Consider the following 12455-nt stretch of genomic DNA (forward strand, 5'->3'; position numbering starts at 1 on the left):
CCTGTATCATAGTCGGTTGAGTTTGGAGCAGTTCATCAACAAAAAGGGCTGATCAGCCCTTTTTGAGAAAATCCATTCACCCATTGATTTCTTTAATGCCTAGATACAGTAATCCTTGATAGTTCACTGACCTTGAATTCCAGTAGAATCAGGCAGTAAGCAAACGATGCTTAGCGACTTTTCCCCACTGCTGTTAAGTCTTTGAAAAAGGATTGAGCCAACTCATGCCAGAAGAAACGACTCCAGATTCAGCTACTCCAGAGCCAGTTAAAGAGCCAGCGATCGCTGGCGCAAAACCTGAAGCAAAAGCCAAAAAAGAAAAACCACCTGCACTGGAAGACAAGCCGTTTCCTGACTTTATTCAGCAAGATTTCCTCCCGGCACTTAAAGCAGGACTCGAAAGCCAAAGCATTCAAGGAGTAGAACTGTCCCTTGAAAAGAAAAAGATTGATGTCATCGGCTTTAGCCAATCGCCAGACTGCTGGCAAGTAGTCGGGGTTTGGAGTAGCGGCTACAAGCAAACCCGCGAATTTAACCTTTACTTTTTTGATGAAACCATCAATGGTAAGAAAGGATTTTCCTATGCTGAAAGCGGCGGCAAAGCCAGCACCTTAGAGTCTTTTCGGATTGATGAACGCAAATCCGATTTAGGGCTGCTAGTGTTTTGGACTTTGCAGCGCCTCAATGCTCAAAAGTGGCTGGTGCGAAACTGAGGACTATAGCTCTCTAAAGTGGTATAGCACTACGCCCGTTGCGACATCGTTGTAAGTGTCCACATAACCCGTTTTAACCAGAGTACGTAGAGTTGCTTCAACGGCAGCGAAACTTGCGTCTGTATCAATCACCCCTTGAGTGACTGAAAGCTTGCCACCTCGCGCTTGAGCCGCTTTGACTAATTTTACGGCAAGTTGATCGGGTCTTGGCTGAGGAACTACAGTAATCACTTCCGGTTTTTTGATGACCCGTTCGATCGCGGGTTGTGGAACTGAACTACCCGGTAGCGTTCCCTGACTGGCTCGAAGCTTAGTGTTGTATTCATCCACCATGCCAGGAACTAACACGAGATCAAACAACTGACCAAAACCCATCAGCCCAAAGGTAAACAGCCAGAGTAGCCCGGTGAAGGTTTTGCCGTTGTATAAACGTTGAAGTCCGTGAAGTTGGAGGAGACAGCCCAACCAAAGGACATAGGAAGTCGCAACATTATTCATATAACCCGTTGCATAGTAAAAGTGCGGCAGAAGGCATTTTCCCATGATAAGGATTTTGATTTGAGATGGACAGAAAAGTCAGCAAGAATTTAGGGCGTTGTGCGTTGGGTGGGCGAAAGCTTTAATATCTAATGTTTTGATAAGTTTGACGGTGTGTTGTAAGTCTTAATATTTTTTAGGTCATTAATTATAGGTTGGGTTGGTAGACTGATGGACGTAGCGATCTCGGGGCAATCCCCTATAATCGCTATAGCCGATGGGTACTCCTAGCGTAGAAAAGAGTACTTGCATCAAATTATTAAATAACCATTCTGTAGCTCAGAACCTAGAGAAAACGACTCATGGTAGATTCCCTTAAAAAGCCAAGTTTTGAAGAGTTGCGTCCCGGCATCAAAGTTCCGGCAAAGGAAACCATTCTCACGCCTCGCTTCTATACCACTGATTTTGATGCAGTGGCAGAAATGGATATTTCTGTGAATGAAGATGAGCTACAGGCAATTCTAGAAGAGTTTCGGGTAGATTATAATCGCCATCACTTTGTGCGGGATGCCGAGTTTGAGCAATCTTGGGATCACATTGACGGCGAAACCCGAAAGGTGTTTGTAGAATTCTTGGAGCGCTCTTGCACGGCTGAATTTTCTGGCTTTCTGCTGTATAAAGAACTCAGCCGCAAGCTCAAAGGCAAAAACCCAACTTTGGCAGAGTGCTTTGAGCTAATGTCGCGGGATGAAGCTCGTCATGCAGGCTTTTTAAATAAGGCGTTATCCGATTTCAACCTCCAGCTTGATCTCGGCTTTTTGACTAAGAGCCGCAGCTATACATTTTTTCAGCCTAAGTTCATTTTTTACGCGACCTACTTGTCTGAAAAGATTGGCTACTGGCGCTACATCATGATTTATCGCCATTTGGAATCGCATCCAGAAAATCGCGTTTATCCAATTTTCCGCTTCTTTGAAAACTGGTGCCAAGATGAAAACCGTCATGGTGACTTCTTTGATGCGATTATGCGCGCTCAACCTCAGTTTTTAAACGACTGGAAAGCGCGACTGTGGTGCCGTTTCTTCTTGCTCTCTGTGTTTGGCACGATGTATCTCAATGATGTCCAACGATCGGGCTTTTATGAAGCGCTTGGGTTAGATGCACGGGAGTATGACAAGGGCGTGATTGAAAAGACCAATGAAACGGCTGCCAGAGTCTTTCCGATCATGTTAGACGTGGCAAATCCAGAGTTCTACGATCGCCTGGAAGTTTGCGTGGGCAACAACGAAAAGCTGACGCAAATCGCCCGTTCCAATGTACCCAAACCGCTGCAACTGGTTCAGAAATTGCCTTACTACTTGGCAAATGGCTGGCAGTTTGTGAAGCTGTATTTTATGAAACCCATTGATGTGGTTCATACGCATGGTGTAGTACGCTAGAACATAGTATTCTCTGATTAATCGTTAAAACTCTGCATCTGTGATTTTTTCCGGGTGCAGAGTTTTATTTATGTGGCAGTGTATTGAAACGCATGTTTTAGGTGTGAGGAGAGTTTTTTGTATGAACAGTTCCAGAAGGCGATCGCCCCAACTCCCAGCAATTTTAATTTCGTCTTCCGTTTGTCTAGCTGCCAGCCTCCTAGTTGGTTTAGCTGGAACTGCCCAAGCAAATCCTACTTCTAAGCTTTTGGTGTCTTTAAAGGAAGACTTGCACCCCCCATCAGAACATCCTGCGAGTCAGCCGCTAGAGAAATCACTGAAGGATTTAAACAACCCGTTTAATCCCCAAATGACGATAAGCCCTGATGTTGGGACAGAGAGCAATCCAACAGAGAGCAATCCAGCCGCGCGATCGCCCTTGCAAGTGTCTCATTCTGCTAGTGATCTTGCCCAAGCTGAGCCTGCACTAGAAGCTCCACCTGCTAGACCTGCTGATGCGAGTCCGGTGCTGGATAAGTGGGAAAAACAAACGCCCAACGTTTTAGACGATATTAGACGCGATCCGAGTTTTCGGACTCGTGTACGTTTGGGGCTGTCCTACTTTCCTAGCACCAATGATGCGCTGGGCTGGAATGTCGGCGTAGAAGATTTTTTCATCGGCAAAACCAGCTTGACCCTCAGCGGTAACTATATTGCCTCTTTCAATGGCGATCGCAAAGCGGGTGGAGCCGACCTCCGCTATTACCTCTTACCTCTGGGCGGCTATTTTAATATTGCTCCCGTGTTGGGCTATCGCTACTTAGAATCTCCGCGCTACACGACCGATGGCTTAAATGTGGGGTTTCGGGTGCAAGCGGTGCCTTCCCGCACGGGTGCGGCAGACTTGGCTTTCATGCTCACTTGGGTCGATCCGGGTCAATATGATGAGGTAGGGGTACTCACGCTGTCGTTTGGCTATGCGCTGACTAAACATGTGCGGCTATCAACAGACATAGAAAAGCAAAACTCACGCTACAAAAAAGATAATCGGTTTGGCATCTCGCTGGAGTATATGTTTTAGGATGAGGCGGCGAAAAGCGATCGATGCGCTATACAAACTTGCCGCACAAACCGGCTTAAGTGCTGATGGTTCGTCTGTCCCGTTTTGCTGGCGATCGCAGTGTTTTCTGCATATAAATGTGCTATCACAGGCATTATTTCCGTATCGATCGCCACTCTAAACAAAGCGATCGGCAGCAATAAATCCGATCCCTGGCGCAAATCATACAGTTCAGGTAACGCTGACTGGGCGATCGCTAGATCTCCTGTAACTAAGGCTAACGGTCGTACCCAACATACCCGACGCTGCTCGGCAACTTGCACCACCTCGGCATACAAACGGCTAGAGTCATGTTCCAAACAAACAATCTGCGAGGGTTGAAAAGAATGGGCGGAATCGCCGGGAAATTGTTTGGAAAGCAAAGTCATGGTAGCGATTGGATAATCACTTAATTTTATCGAGAAAGTCCTATTTTAGAAGTTGACGCACCAGACAACTTTATGGTTATTGGCATTGTCGGACTGGGATTGATTGGTGGATCGTTGGGGCTAGATTTTCGATCGCAAGGGCATCGTGTTTTAGGAGTCAGCCGCAAGTCGGAAACCTGTGAACGGGCGATCTCACGGGGTGTAGCTGATCAATCTAGCGTCAGTCCTGAGATTTTGCGACAGGCAGATGTGGTGTTTTTGTGTACACCGCTGGGTGTAATGGAAGCTGCTATGGATGAAATTCTACCTTATTTGTCATTGGATGCCGTGGTGACCGATGTGGGATCTGTGAAGGGATGGGTAATGCAAGAGATCGCCCCTAAATGGAAGAATTTTGTGGGCGGGCACCCCATGGCAGGAACGGCAGAAAGCGGCATCGAGGCAGCCCAGCGAAAGTTATTTGTCAATTGTGCGTATGTGCTTACGCCTGCTGAAACTACGCCGTCGGAAGCGGTGCAGCAAGTAGAGGAACTGGCACGATCGCTGCAATCTCATGTTTATCGGTGTTCTCCAGATGAACACGATCGCGCGGTTGCCTGGATTTCTCATTTACCTGTAATGGTTAGCGCCAGTCTAATTTCTGCCTGTATCGGCGAGGCGGATCAAGCGGTTCTAGAATTGGCAAAAAAGCTTGCTAGCTCTGGGTTTCGGGATACTAGCCGGGTGGGGGGCGGCAATCCTGAATTGGGCATGATGATGGCAAAATACAACCAAAAGGCACTGGTGCGATCGCTCTATGCTTATCGGGAGCAGCTTGATCAGGCGATCGACCAGATTGAACACTCTGACTGGGGCGCTCTAGAACATGATCTGCATGCCACTCACCATAACCGACCCCACTTTATTTCATAAATTTCTTGTCGATGGTGGCTAGAGTGATGATGAATGGTGTCAGGCGTGGACATGGCTAGTGTGGGTGACTTCTAGGTAAATATGTTCTAGACGAACGGGCTGACGAGCGATCGAAGTGAGTGGAATAGTTTCAAACAATGCCACAATTTCCTTTAGTTCCAGACTTTGAGGTAGCCAAAAGGCAAGGTCGCCCCCATAACGACGATGAACAAAGCCAAGTTCAGTTGCACGAGCGATCGCGGCTTCCGACTGAGTCGTTTGCACCGTAACCACTTCGTGAGCAGGAACCCATTGACGCAGTTCTGTTAAAGTGCCTTCTGCCAATAGTCTGCCCTGTTTGAGAATCCCAATGCGATCGCATAACCTTTCCGCTTCATCCAGCAAATGCGTCGTCAACAGAATCGTGATGCCTTGATTTTTAAGCTGGCGAATCAGATTCCATAACTCATAGCGGGCTTCCACATCTAGCCCAGTGGTTGGTTCATCCAAAATCAGCAATTTGGGTTGATGCACTAGGGCGATCGCTAAACTGAGTCGGCGCTGCATTCCGCCGCTGAGAGTTTCGGCTAAGCTCGCTGCCCAATCTGCCAAGCCTACCGCTTCTAAGCAATAGCGAACTTGTCGAGTCTTTTCCTTGCCGCGTAATCCATACAAGCTGGCAAAAAAGCCAAGGTTTTCCGCACAGGTCAGAGATCGATACACTAATGTTTCTTGGGGAGCCACACCAATCCAATATTTCGTTTTTTCGGAAACAGCTTGTCCATTCACCTGCACTATGCCGCTATCTGCCTTCAGCAAGTTACAAAGAACATTGATCGTGGTGGTTTTGCCTGCTCCATTGGCTCCCAACAGCCCGTAAATTTGCCCGGTTGCGATCGACAAATTCAAGTCATCCAAAATCGCTGTCCGACCATAGCTTTTATAAAGATGCTCAATATTCAACATAGGAAGATGGTAAATTCAAAACTCAAAACTTTCTCCTCCCCCCTACAGCCTTCTTTCTACCTGGATCATACGTCGGTAAGATAGCCAACCAGCGCCAACCATGAATATGGCAAACACGGCAAGGAACCAAAAATTTGGGGCGATTTCCGACAAATTTCTTCCTTCTGCTAAGACTTTGGTTAGAGCTTCCGTCATGTGATAAATGGGATTGAACTGAGCTAAGTCGAGCAGCGTTTTTGGAAAGATGAAGGTTGGAACAAAGGCACCGCCCAAAATTAGCAAGGGCACCCCAAACGCAGCGACGAGAGTATTCACGTCTTCGGTACGACGGGCTAGTTGAGTGCCTAAAATAAAGCCCACGCCGACATAGGACAGAATGCTCAGCAAAATAATCATAGCGGCAAGCAAGGGGGAGCCTTGAAACTGTGCGCCAAGGGCGATCGCCACTACTCCAACCAAAATAGTTTGACCGATCGCGATCGCGCTTAGTGCCAATCCAATTCCTAAAAAATAGGAGATGCCGCTTAAAGGACTGAGGAATAATCGCTTTAAAGTACGTTGCTCTCGTTCTGAAACGACCGTGGCAACGCTACCGCCTAAACAACTGAAGAAAAGCGCGGCTCCAACTAAGGTCGCAGGTGCCGATCGCTCCAAGGCTTGCCCCAAGGTCAACGGTTCCGGCAGCGCCGTTTTGGAACGTTCTGCAAAAATCAACCCATTCATTACCAATACCGCGATCGGAAACACTGCCCAAAAAAATAGGCTGCGCTGCCGTCGTCCAAGTTCGGTTAGGATACGCTGGGCGATCGCGATCGTTTCATAGACATATTTCATAGAACCAAACAACTGCGCTTATCCACTAACTTTAATCGCCTCGACTTCCAGCCGCACCATTTTGACATGAGAATTTCCCTGGCGATCGAGTGGATGTTGATCTAAATAGCATTCAAGAAATTCTGCAATCAACTCCTCCCGTCTAACTTCCGGCACTCGGTGAATGTAAGGCATCCAGGTTGTCCGAATCCAACTGGCTAAACCCTCTTTCCCTAGGTGAGTCATATCCTTCGGCACAAGTTCCAGCCGTACAGGTTGAAAGTCAAACTCAGGTAACCAAGCCCCATACTTGTCTGGACTATAAAAAAAGTAGGGAAACTGAAAATTTGTGAAATAAGGCTGCCAAGTAGACTGCTGAATTAACGCCTCAAACACCCTCACAACGTCATCAGCATTGCCCTTCCCTCCACAGGAAATAACTAACTTTCCGCTCGATCTCAATACTTGACTAGCACCTCGCAGAAACGCTGGATGATCATCCACCCAGTGCAGCACCGCATTGGAAAAAACCACATCAAAAGTGCGATTGCTCTCAATTTTACGGGCATCCATGCAGACAAACTGTAGATTTGCGATCGCGGGTTGTAAATGCTCAGCAGCAGCGAAATCCACCATTTCAGTCGAACTGTCAATTCCTAAAACAAATCCATTCGGCAAACGCCGCGCCAGTTCAGCCGTCATTTTGCCATCGCCACAGCCCACATCTAAAACAGTTTCATTGCCACTAAATTTGAGTTTGGTTATTAACTCATGCGCCCATGCTGTCTGTGCTGACGAACTTTTAGCATAATCCTCAGCATTCCACTGCAACATGATTTATCCTCAACAATCTGCCCCCTCCAGTTTCACTTGAAAACTGACCCAAAAAAGTAGGGCAAACATCGCTCACCCTACTTTTAGATATTAGACTGGCGATTTTGGATTAATGAACCCAAAATACTCAGAACTTAAACTCAGTCCTACCGACGAACTAAGTTAAGAAGCTCTTTAGGCGATGCCAACAAATCAACCGCCACAAAGTAAATTTTGCCTTGAGGATCAAGCAAAAAGCGCCATGCAATATTCATACCAACACTGGCACCAAACCAAGGAGTTTGCACCTTACCTGTTACCTTAACGGGCGTGTAGCCTTGATCGGGTGCTTCAGCAACGCCCCGTTCTGGCATCATTTTCAGCCCTTGGCATTCTTCTCGCATATATGCCAAGATTGCCTGCTGACCCACAATGGGTTTTTGAAACGGAGGTTGCAATGCACCCTCAGCACCAAATAGCGCAACTGCTGCTTCAAAGTCATTGGCGTTCATGTTGTTGATGTAATCAAAGACTGTAGGATTATCAATGCCTTCAATCTTGACCTGACTCCGAGATGCCATCTCTGTAGGCACAACCACAGGATCTTCAACTTTCTTGTAGCTACCCGGTGCATTTGGATCAAAGCCCATGTCAAGAACCATGTTTCTCAAGATGGTGATCTGTTGTCCTGAATCAGCTTCCCGAACCGCTTGCAGCACACCTGCCGCTTTGGTTGAAAGCTTATATCCCTCTGGAATCGGAGCCACTAAACCCTGTGCCATCCATTCTCCAAGCTGATACCAAAAACCTAGCTTAATATTCATGCTGAAAGATGCATAGGAGCGGCAGATGGGCGTATCAGCGCGGTTTGCCAAGTCACACATCACCTGAGTTTGCGCCATGGGTGGCATTTGCTTGATTTGCTCAAGAATGCCCTGTGCCAAAATCATGTTGGCAGCGCCAGGAGCCGCGACGGTAATGGTTTTACCCATTTCAGTATAGATAAACCAAATCAGTGCTAGTTGATCTTCTGCACCCAATTGATTAAAGGACTCGATCGTGGCTGGGACAACATTGGCAGCTAAAGTTCCTGAAAAAATAGAACGAGCGGACTCGATACTAATTGCCATAGGTCAATCTCCAAAGCGCTCTCAGCGCATATGTAAAGAACTGTTACAGAGTATATCAAGAATTGTTGCGAAACTGAAATTATATTAATTTTTTGCTATCTGTTGTTTGCTAGGAAGATTATCAACAGCTTGCGTAACAGCGCTTAGTAAAGTGGCACAATCTGACAAAAGGTTAAGAATCGCTCATTCAAGATGAAGGGAAACATTCAAATGGAGTGGATCGGTCGCGCTTTTTCGTAGCTCAGCGATCGCGATCGTTTTTCTCTAAATAGACCAGTGATCGAGCATTTCACTTGTCTAGCGCTCAACCATCTCAAATATTCTTTTATTGCTCAATACATGATAAACGAGGGCGATCGCTCACCTGAGCAAAGCTATACCGAATCCATGCCCAACAGGTTTTTCAACTTTAACCAAAGCAGCCTGATTTTCCAAAACTTGCTGCTTTCCATCCCAGCAATTGTACTTTTCAACAATTTGACCTCAGCGTGTAGCTGCTCTGTGTTAAGACGACTAGATGAGGAGCTATTTAACTGTTCATCGAAATCTGGCGAGGTGAATTTTGGAAAATGAACCAGCGCACTTTCGTTTGTTTCATTCAGCGAAAACCAAAACCAATGTCCATTACGGGAGAATAGTTGATCTCCTAATAGATCTACCAGAGCGTTATTTTGCTCGTGGCTCAACTCAGTATAAAAACTCTCATCGGCTGAGTGTAAAGGCAGATGATTACGAGAGGTAAAGTCTACTAGGGCGATCGCTTGCTCGACTGCCGAGGAAAGGTGACCCAATACCACCCGGACAGTATGGTCGCTGTAAATATCATCGTTTCCCGCCCGCCATAAAGGCTTGTCTCCATAGCTTTCTTGTCCCGCGTGGTATCTCAAATCAGTGATATCATGCACCAAAACAACATGCTCACGGTTTTTCAGCAAAGGCATCAGCGAACCCAGCATATACTCCGCGACATCGAAGCCGTGAGCATCCCACAGGACTAAGATTCGCTGACTATTCCCTAAAAGCGCTTTAGCCTCAACCTGTAAAATGTCCGCGACTCTCGCATCCAATAGCTGAAACCACTCAACTGGGACAACTTGGCTGACTCGCGATCGCGTAGATTCTTGCCAATTCGTTGACCGACACAAGCTGACGACCCGACAATTTCCAATCTGATTTGCCGCCTCTGTAAAAGCACAAGTAGAGTTACCCAGGTTTCGCCCCAACTCCAACACCAAATCCGGCTTAAACTCCAAAACCGCTGCGTATAAATGAACCCACTGAGCCAACGCTAAAGAGTCTGGATCATCAACCGCGTGAAACAATGCTTGCAGGCGATCGCGCCTTTGCTGAAGGACTTGACGTTGATTCCAAACCGCAAAAGCAGGACTAAAAGGAGAGGATTGCATACCTAGAAAACTCACACATTGCACGTTCAAAAGTATGACAGCGATCGCTCAACTTAGCACCGATGGACAAGTGCTTGCTCCTGCGCGTGAACTAATCCGCTTTTTCAAAGAAGCTTGATGAGCAGTGTCTCTTAATATCTCCGGCGAGAAAGTATTACACGAAAAGAGTCTTGATAATCCTCTGTTCATGAAGATATTGGAAAGAGTCTTGATAATCTCCGATCAGATGATTAGTGTATGAAAACATTCCGATGGATCAATAGTTAGCTGGCTTTGTCCAACATCCTTGCACCTGTTTTCCAAAATTATCGATATCACAGGAGTACTCATCATGCGATCGCTAGTCCCAACCGCTGTAGCTTGCTTACTTTTAGCCCAGAGCATTTGCACCAAAGCAGAAGCAGCAAACATCGTCAACTTAACCCAGGGGCAATGGGAAGTTACCGGATCTGATAGCGTTAATTGGAACGGTTCAGACTTGGTTTTCGAGACCCAAAGTCCAAATGGTGCAGACTTTAACATTACTGGCTACTTTGATTGGTATAGCAGGGAAGTCTATCGAGGGCGCGAGTTGTTTACTGGAACCTACACTTCCAATGGACTTTTGAATTTGAGGGGCTTTCAACTTATCAATCCGATTGGCATTGGGCTGGCTAATTACCAAGCCGAAGTTCTCAGCCCATCACAAATTGACAATGGGACTTGGCGACTAGGGGGGATTCGCGGCATATGGACTGCCATAAACTCAAATACTGTTCCAGAATCAAATCCAAATACTGCTGCTGTTCCCGAACCTAGCTCCATGCTTGGATTGGGCATCGTGGCATTGGGTGGAGCCATGCTCAAACGGCGCACCAAGCGTAAAGCTCCTCAGCAGCTTGACTAAGCTAAGCAATCAGATACGGATATTGCAATGGGCAGCGGATTATCTTCACTGCCTGTTGCTTGGTCAAATATTCTTACGGTTTTAAAGTCACTGGTTTTAGAAAAGTTGCAATTAACTGCATTCACATTCCTAATCCCTTATGAGCCAAAGTCTAACATTAGAACTTAGTGAGCAGGTGTTTGTGGCAATTCAGCGACAAGCACAGGTGATTGGGATTTTTAGCCGCTACCCTGCTAGAGAGACAGTTTTCACAGGCTTTCAAGCTACTTTTGGATAACGCTGAGCAAAATGTGGCGCGCTCCAGGTTTGAGCATCATTTCGGGACATTAACACTACGCAACTCTACAGATTTAGGCAACGAAAGCATTGATGCGGATCTGGCAAAAAAGTATGCCAGCACTCATGAAGGAGAATAATGCTCTTCGATACTTTAGAGTGCAGGGAAAAGTTATCGGTGGGGTGCGAAGGATGGAATTTCTGATCATTCACACAAAAATAGGGTGGAACATCGCTGACCACCCTAAATCATTTAGTTATTCAACAAGCTAATAGCGGTAGCCGCTGCCGCCGCTGGTGTTGCCTGTGCTGCCGGGTTTGTGAACGATGAAGCTCATGACTTGACACTGTTTGATGTTGTCAAATGCAACCACGCGGATGTAGCAATTGCCATATTCTGAGCGGCATTGTTGCACTTCATTTAGCACTTCTTGAGGAGAAGAGCAGCCAAACATAGGCAGTTTCCACAAAGTCCAGTAGTAGGTTTCTGCATTGGAGTCTTCGTTAAACTCAACCGCAGGATGGAAGCCTTGGTCAATGGTGTATTGAATTTGGCGAGCGATTTGAGCATCCGTCAGGGGAGGCAAGTAAGAAAAAGTTTCGTAGCGCCGCTCTTTTGGGAGAGTCTTCATGAAAGTCCTCGGTAATGTCTAAAGGTTTAGGGTTGAAATCAACAGCTTTTAGCAATTGACTAATAGCTGTCGGGTTGATAGCCAGATTCCTGTTCAGGTTGTTCGGGCTGTTCAGGATGACTTGCGGATGCAGTGGGATCAGTTTGCGTCATTCGTTCCAACTGCTGAGTTCGCTGCTGTAAGTTGGCTTGCTGGATTCCCGTGCGGAGCATTTCCGGTAGGTAATCTGCCATTTCTTCAACAATATGTTCTCTGACAGTGAGAAGGCGAAAGGCGATCCGCTGCTCTTCTTGAAAGAGCGCTGTTAGATACACTTCGCTATCCTGAACGCTGACTCGAAGGGAAAACTGGCGTAACCAGTAAGCCCGTTTCGGTTCAGTTTCATCTAGCTGGGCAATCACCACTCGCAACGCCTGATAAGTCACGTAGCTAATCAGGGTTTTGGTTGTATCTTTCGCAATTTGCTTGAGATCCATAAATCAGAAAGTTTTGAATTTTAAGTTTTGAATTTTGAGTTAGGGTTCAACGTTGGCTATCAGCACTCTG

The 12455-nt window shown here is 46.6% G+C and carries 15 protein-coding genes; 6 read left to right on the forward strand and 9 right to left on the reverse strand.

Annotated elements, in window-relative coordinates; all coding sequences use genetic code 11:
- Window positions 1-224 precede the first annotated feature (224 nt).
- The gene (locus AB3R30_RS06605) at window positions 225-713 is read left to right on the forward strand and encodes a DUF2996 domain-containing protein (protein ID WP_458648363.1); all 489 of its coding nucleotides are present in this window, start codon (window positions 225-227) and stop codon (window positions 711-713) included.
- Window positions 714-716: 3 nt separating this feature from the next.
- Here the strand turns inward: AB3R30_RS06605 and AB3R30_RS06610 are convergent, their stop codons facing one another.
- Window positions 717-1211 carry an NINE protein gene (locus tag AB3R30_RS06610; protein ID WP_458648364.1) on the reverse strand — a complete coding sequence of 165 codons (495 nt, stop codon included), beginning with the start codon at window positions 1209-1211 and terminating at the stop codon, window positions 717-719.
- Between the two features lie 341 nt (window positions 1212-1552).
- Here AB3R30_RS06610 and acsF point away from each other — a divergent pair, with 341 nt between their 5' ends.
- Entirely contained in the window at window positions 1553-2629 is a 1077-nt protein-coding gene (acsF, locus tag AB3R30_RS06615; protein WP_458648365.1) for a magnesium-protoporphyrin IX monomethyl ester (oxidative) cyclase, read from the forward strand.
- A gap of 121 nt (window positions 2630-2750) precedes the next feature.
- Window positions 2751-3689: a hypothetical protein gene (locus AB3R30_RS06620; RefSeq protein ID WP_458648366.1), complete on the forward strand. Its 939-nt coding sequence runs from the start codon at window positions 2751-2753 to the stop codon at window positions 3687-3689.
- On the opposite strand, the gene AB3R30_RS06625 is transcribed toward AB3R30_RS06620, so the two are convergent.
- A complete protein-coding gene (locus tag AB3R30_RS06625; protein ID WP_458648367.1) occupies window positions 3686-4096 on the reverse strand; it encodes a hypothetical protein in 411 nt (136 codons plus the stop codon). The genes AB3R30_RS06620 and AB3R30_RS06625 overlap by 4 nt on opposite strands.
- A gap of 72 nt (window positions 4097-4168) precedes the next feature.
- Here AB3R30_RS06625 and AB3R30_RS06630 point away from each other — a divergent pair, with 72 nt between their 5' ends.
- Window positions 4169-5008 (forward strand): prephenate/arogenate dehydrogenase, encoded by an 840-nt coding sequence (locus tag AB3R30_RS06630; RefSeq protein WP_458648368.1) that lies wholly within the window; start codon window positions 4169-4171, stop codon window positions 5006-5008.
- A gap of 39 nt (window positions 5009-5047) precedes the next feature.
- Here AB3R30_RS06630 and AB3R30_RS06635 read toward each other — a convergent pair whose 3' ends face one another.
- From AB3R30_RS06635 to AB3R30_RS06655, 5 genes are all read right to left on the reverse strand, one after another.
- A complete protein-coding gene (locus AB3R30_RS06635; RefSeq protein WP_458648369.1) occupies window positions 5048-5953 on the reverse strand; it encodes an ABC transporter ATP-binding protein in 906 nt (301 codons plus the stop codon).
- A 42-nt stretch (window positions 5954-5995) separates the two neighbouring features.
- On the reverse strand, window positions 5996-6787 hold the full coding sequence (locus tag AB3R30_RS06640; protein ID WP_458648370.1) for an ABC transporter permease: 792 nt from the start codon (window positions 6785-6787) through the stop codon (window positions 5996-5998).
- A gap of 18 nt (window positions 6788-6805) precedes the next feature.
- Window positions 6806-7600 carry a class I SAM-dependent methyltransferase gene (locus tag AB3R30_RS06645; protein WP_458648371.1) on the reverse strand — a complete coding sequence of 265 codons (795 nt, stop codon included), beginning with the start codon at window positions 7598-7600 and terminating at the stop codon, window positions 6806-6808.
- Between the two features lie 146 nt (window positions 7601-7746).
- Window positions 7747-8709, reverse strand: a complete 963-nt coding sequence (locus AB3R30_RS06650) for an orange carotenoid protein N-terminal domain-containing protein (RefSeq protein WP_458648372.1) — start codon at window positions 8707-8709, stop codon at window positions 7747-7749.
- A gap of 374 nt (window positions 8710-9083) precedes the next feature.
- Entirely contained in the window at window positions 9084-10115 is a 1032-nt protein-coding gene (locus AB3R30_RS06655; protein WP_458648373.1) for a hypothetical protein, read from the reverse strand.
- Window positions 10116-10446: 331 nt separating this feature from the next.
- On the opposite strand from AB3R30_RS06655, the gene AB3R30_RS06660 reads away from it, so the two are divergent.
- Both AB3R30_RS06660 and AB3R30_RS06665 read left to right on the forward strand, forming a co-directional pair.
- Entirely contained in the window at window positions 10447-11001 is a 555-nt protein-coding gene (locus AB3R30_RS06660; RefSeq protein WP_458648374.1) for a PEP-CTERM sorting domain-containing protein, read from the forward strand.
- Between the two features lie 139 nt (window positions 11002-11140).
- The gene (locus AB3R30_RS06665) at window positions 11141-11278 is read left to right on the forward strand and encodes a hypothetical protein (RefSeq protein ID WP_458648375.1); all 138 of its coding nucleotides are present in this window, start codon (window positions 11141-11143) and stop codon (window positions 11276-11278) included.
- Between the two features lie 268 nt (window positions 11279-11546).
- On the opposite strand, the gene AB3R30_RS06670 is transcribed toward AB3R30_RS06665, so the two are convergent.
- The gene (locus AB3R30_RS06670; protein WP_458648376.1) at window positions 11547-11909 is read right to left on the reverse strand and encodes a ribulose bisphosphate carboxylase small subunit; all 363 of its coding nucleotides are present in this window, start codon (window positions 11907-11909) and stop codon (window positions 11547-11549) included.
- Between the two features lie 59 nt (window positions 11910-11968).
- Complete coding sequence (gene rcbX, locus AB3R30_RS06675) at window positions 11969-12385, reverse strand: RuBisCO chaperone RbcX (RefSeq protein WP_458648377.1); 417 nt, start codon at window positions 12383-12385, stop codon at window positions 11969-11971.
- Between the last annotated feature and the right edge of the window lie 70 nt (window positions 12386-12455).

The sequence above is a fragment of the Sivoneniella epilithica UHCC 1019 genome (assembly GCF_040830845.1).
In the GTDB taxonomy this organism is placed as follows: domain Bacteria; phylum Cyanobacteriota; class Cyanobacteriia; order Leptolyngbyales; family Leptolyngbyaceae; genus ULC077BIN1.

Excerpts from the sequence above, each read along its gene's own strand:
- AB3R30_RS06625 (WP_458648367.1), bottom strand. The coding sequence starts at position 4,096 with ATGACTTTGCTTTCCAAACAATTTCCCGGCGATTCCGCCCATTCTTTT.
- AB3R30_RS06610 (WP_458648364.1), bottom strand. The coding sequence starts at position 1,211 with ATGAATAATGTTGCGACTTCCTATGTCCTTTGGTTGGGCTGTCTCCTC.
- AB3R30_RS06640 (WP_458648370.1), bottom strand. The coding sequence starts at position 6,787 with ATGAAATATGTCTATGAAACGATCGCGATCGCCCAGCGTATCCTAACC.
- AB3R30_RS06605 (WP_458648363.1), top strand. The coding sequence starts at position 225 with ATGCCAGAAGAAACGACTCCAGATTCAGCTACTCCAGAGCCAGTTAAA.
- AB3R30_RS06650 (WP_458648372.1), bottom strand. The coding sequence starts at position 8,709 with ATGGCAATTAGTATCGAGTCCGCTCGTTCTATTTTTTCAGGAACTTTA.
- AB3R30_RS06645 (WP_458648371.1), bottom strand. The coding sequence starts at position 7,600 with ATGTTGCAGTGGAATGCTGAGGATTATGCTAAAAGTTCGTCAGCACAG.
- AB3R30_RS06620 (WP_458648366.1), top strand. The coding sequence starts at position 2,751 with ATGAACAGTTCCAGAAGGCGATCGCCCCAACTCCCAGCAATTTTAATT.
- AB3R30_RS06635 (WP_458648369.1), bottom strand. The coding sequence starts at position 5,953 with ATGTTGAATATTGAGCATCTTTATAAAAGCTATGGTCGGACAGCGATT.
- acsF (WP_458648365.1), top strand. The coding sequence starts at position 1,553 with ATGGTAGATTCCCTTAAAAAGCCAAGTTTTGAAGAGTTGCGTCCCGGC.
- AB3R30_RS06670 (WP_458648376.1), bottom strand. The coding sequence starts at position 11,909 with ATGAAGACTCTCCCAAAAGAGCGGCGCTACGAAACTTTTTCTTACTTG.
- AB3R30_RS06665 (WP_458648375.1), top strand. The coding sequence starts at position 11,141 with ATGAGCCAAAGTCTAACATTAGAACTTAGTGAGCAGGTGTTTGTGGCA.
- rcbX (WP_458648377.1), bottom strand. The coding sequence starts at position 12,385 with ATGGATCTCAAGCAAATTGCGAAAGATACAACCAAAACCCTGATTAGC.
- AB3R30_RS06630 (WP_458648368.1), top strand. The coding sequence starts at position 4,169 with ATGGTTATTGGCATTGTCGGACTGGGATTGATTGGTGGATCGTTGGGG.
- AB3R30_RS06660 (WP_458648374.1), top strand. The coding sequence starts at position 10,447 with ATGCGATCGCTAGTCCCAACCGCTGTAGCTTGCTTACTTTTAGCCCAG.
- AB3R30_RS06655 (WP_458648373.1), bottom strand. The coding sequence starts at position 10,115 with ATGCAATCCTCTCCTTTTAGTCCTGCTTTTGCGGTTTGGAATCAACGT.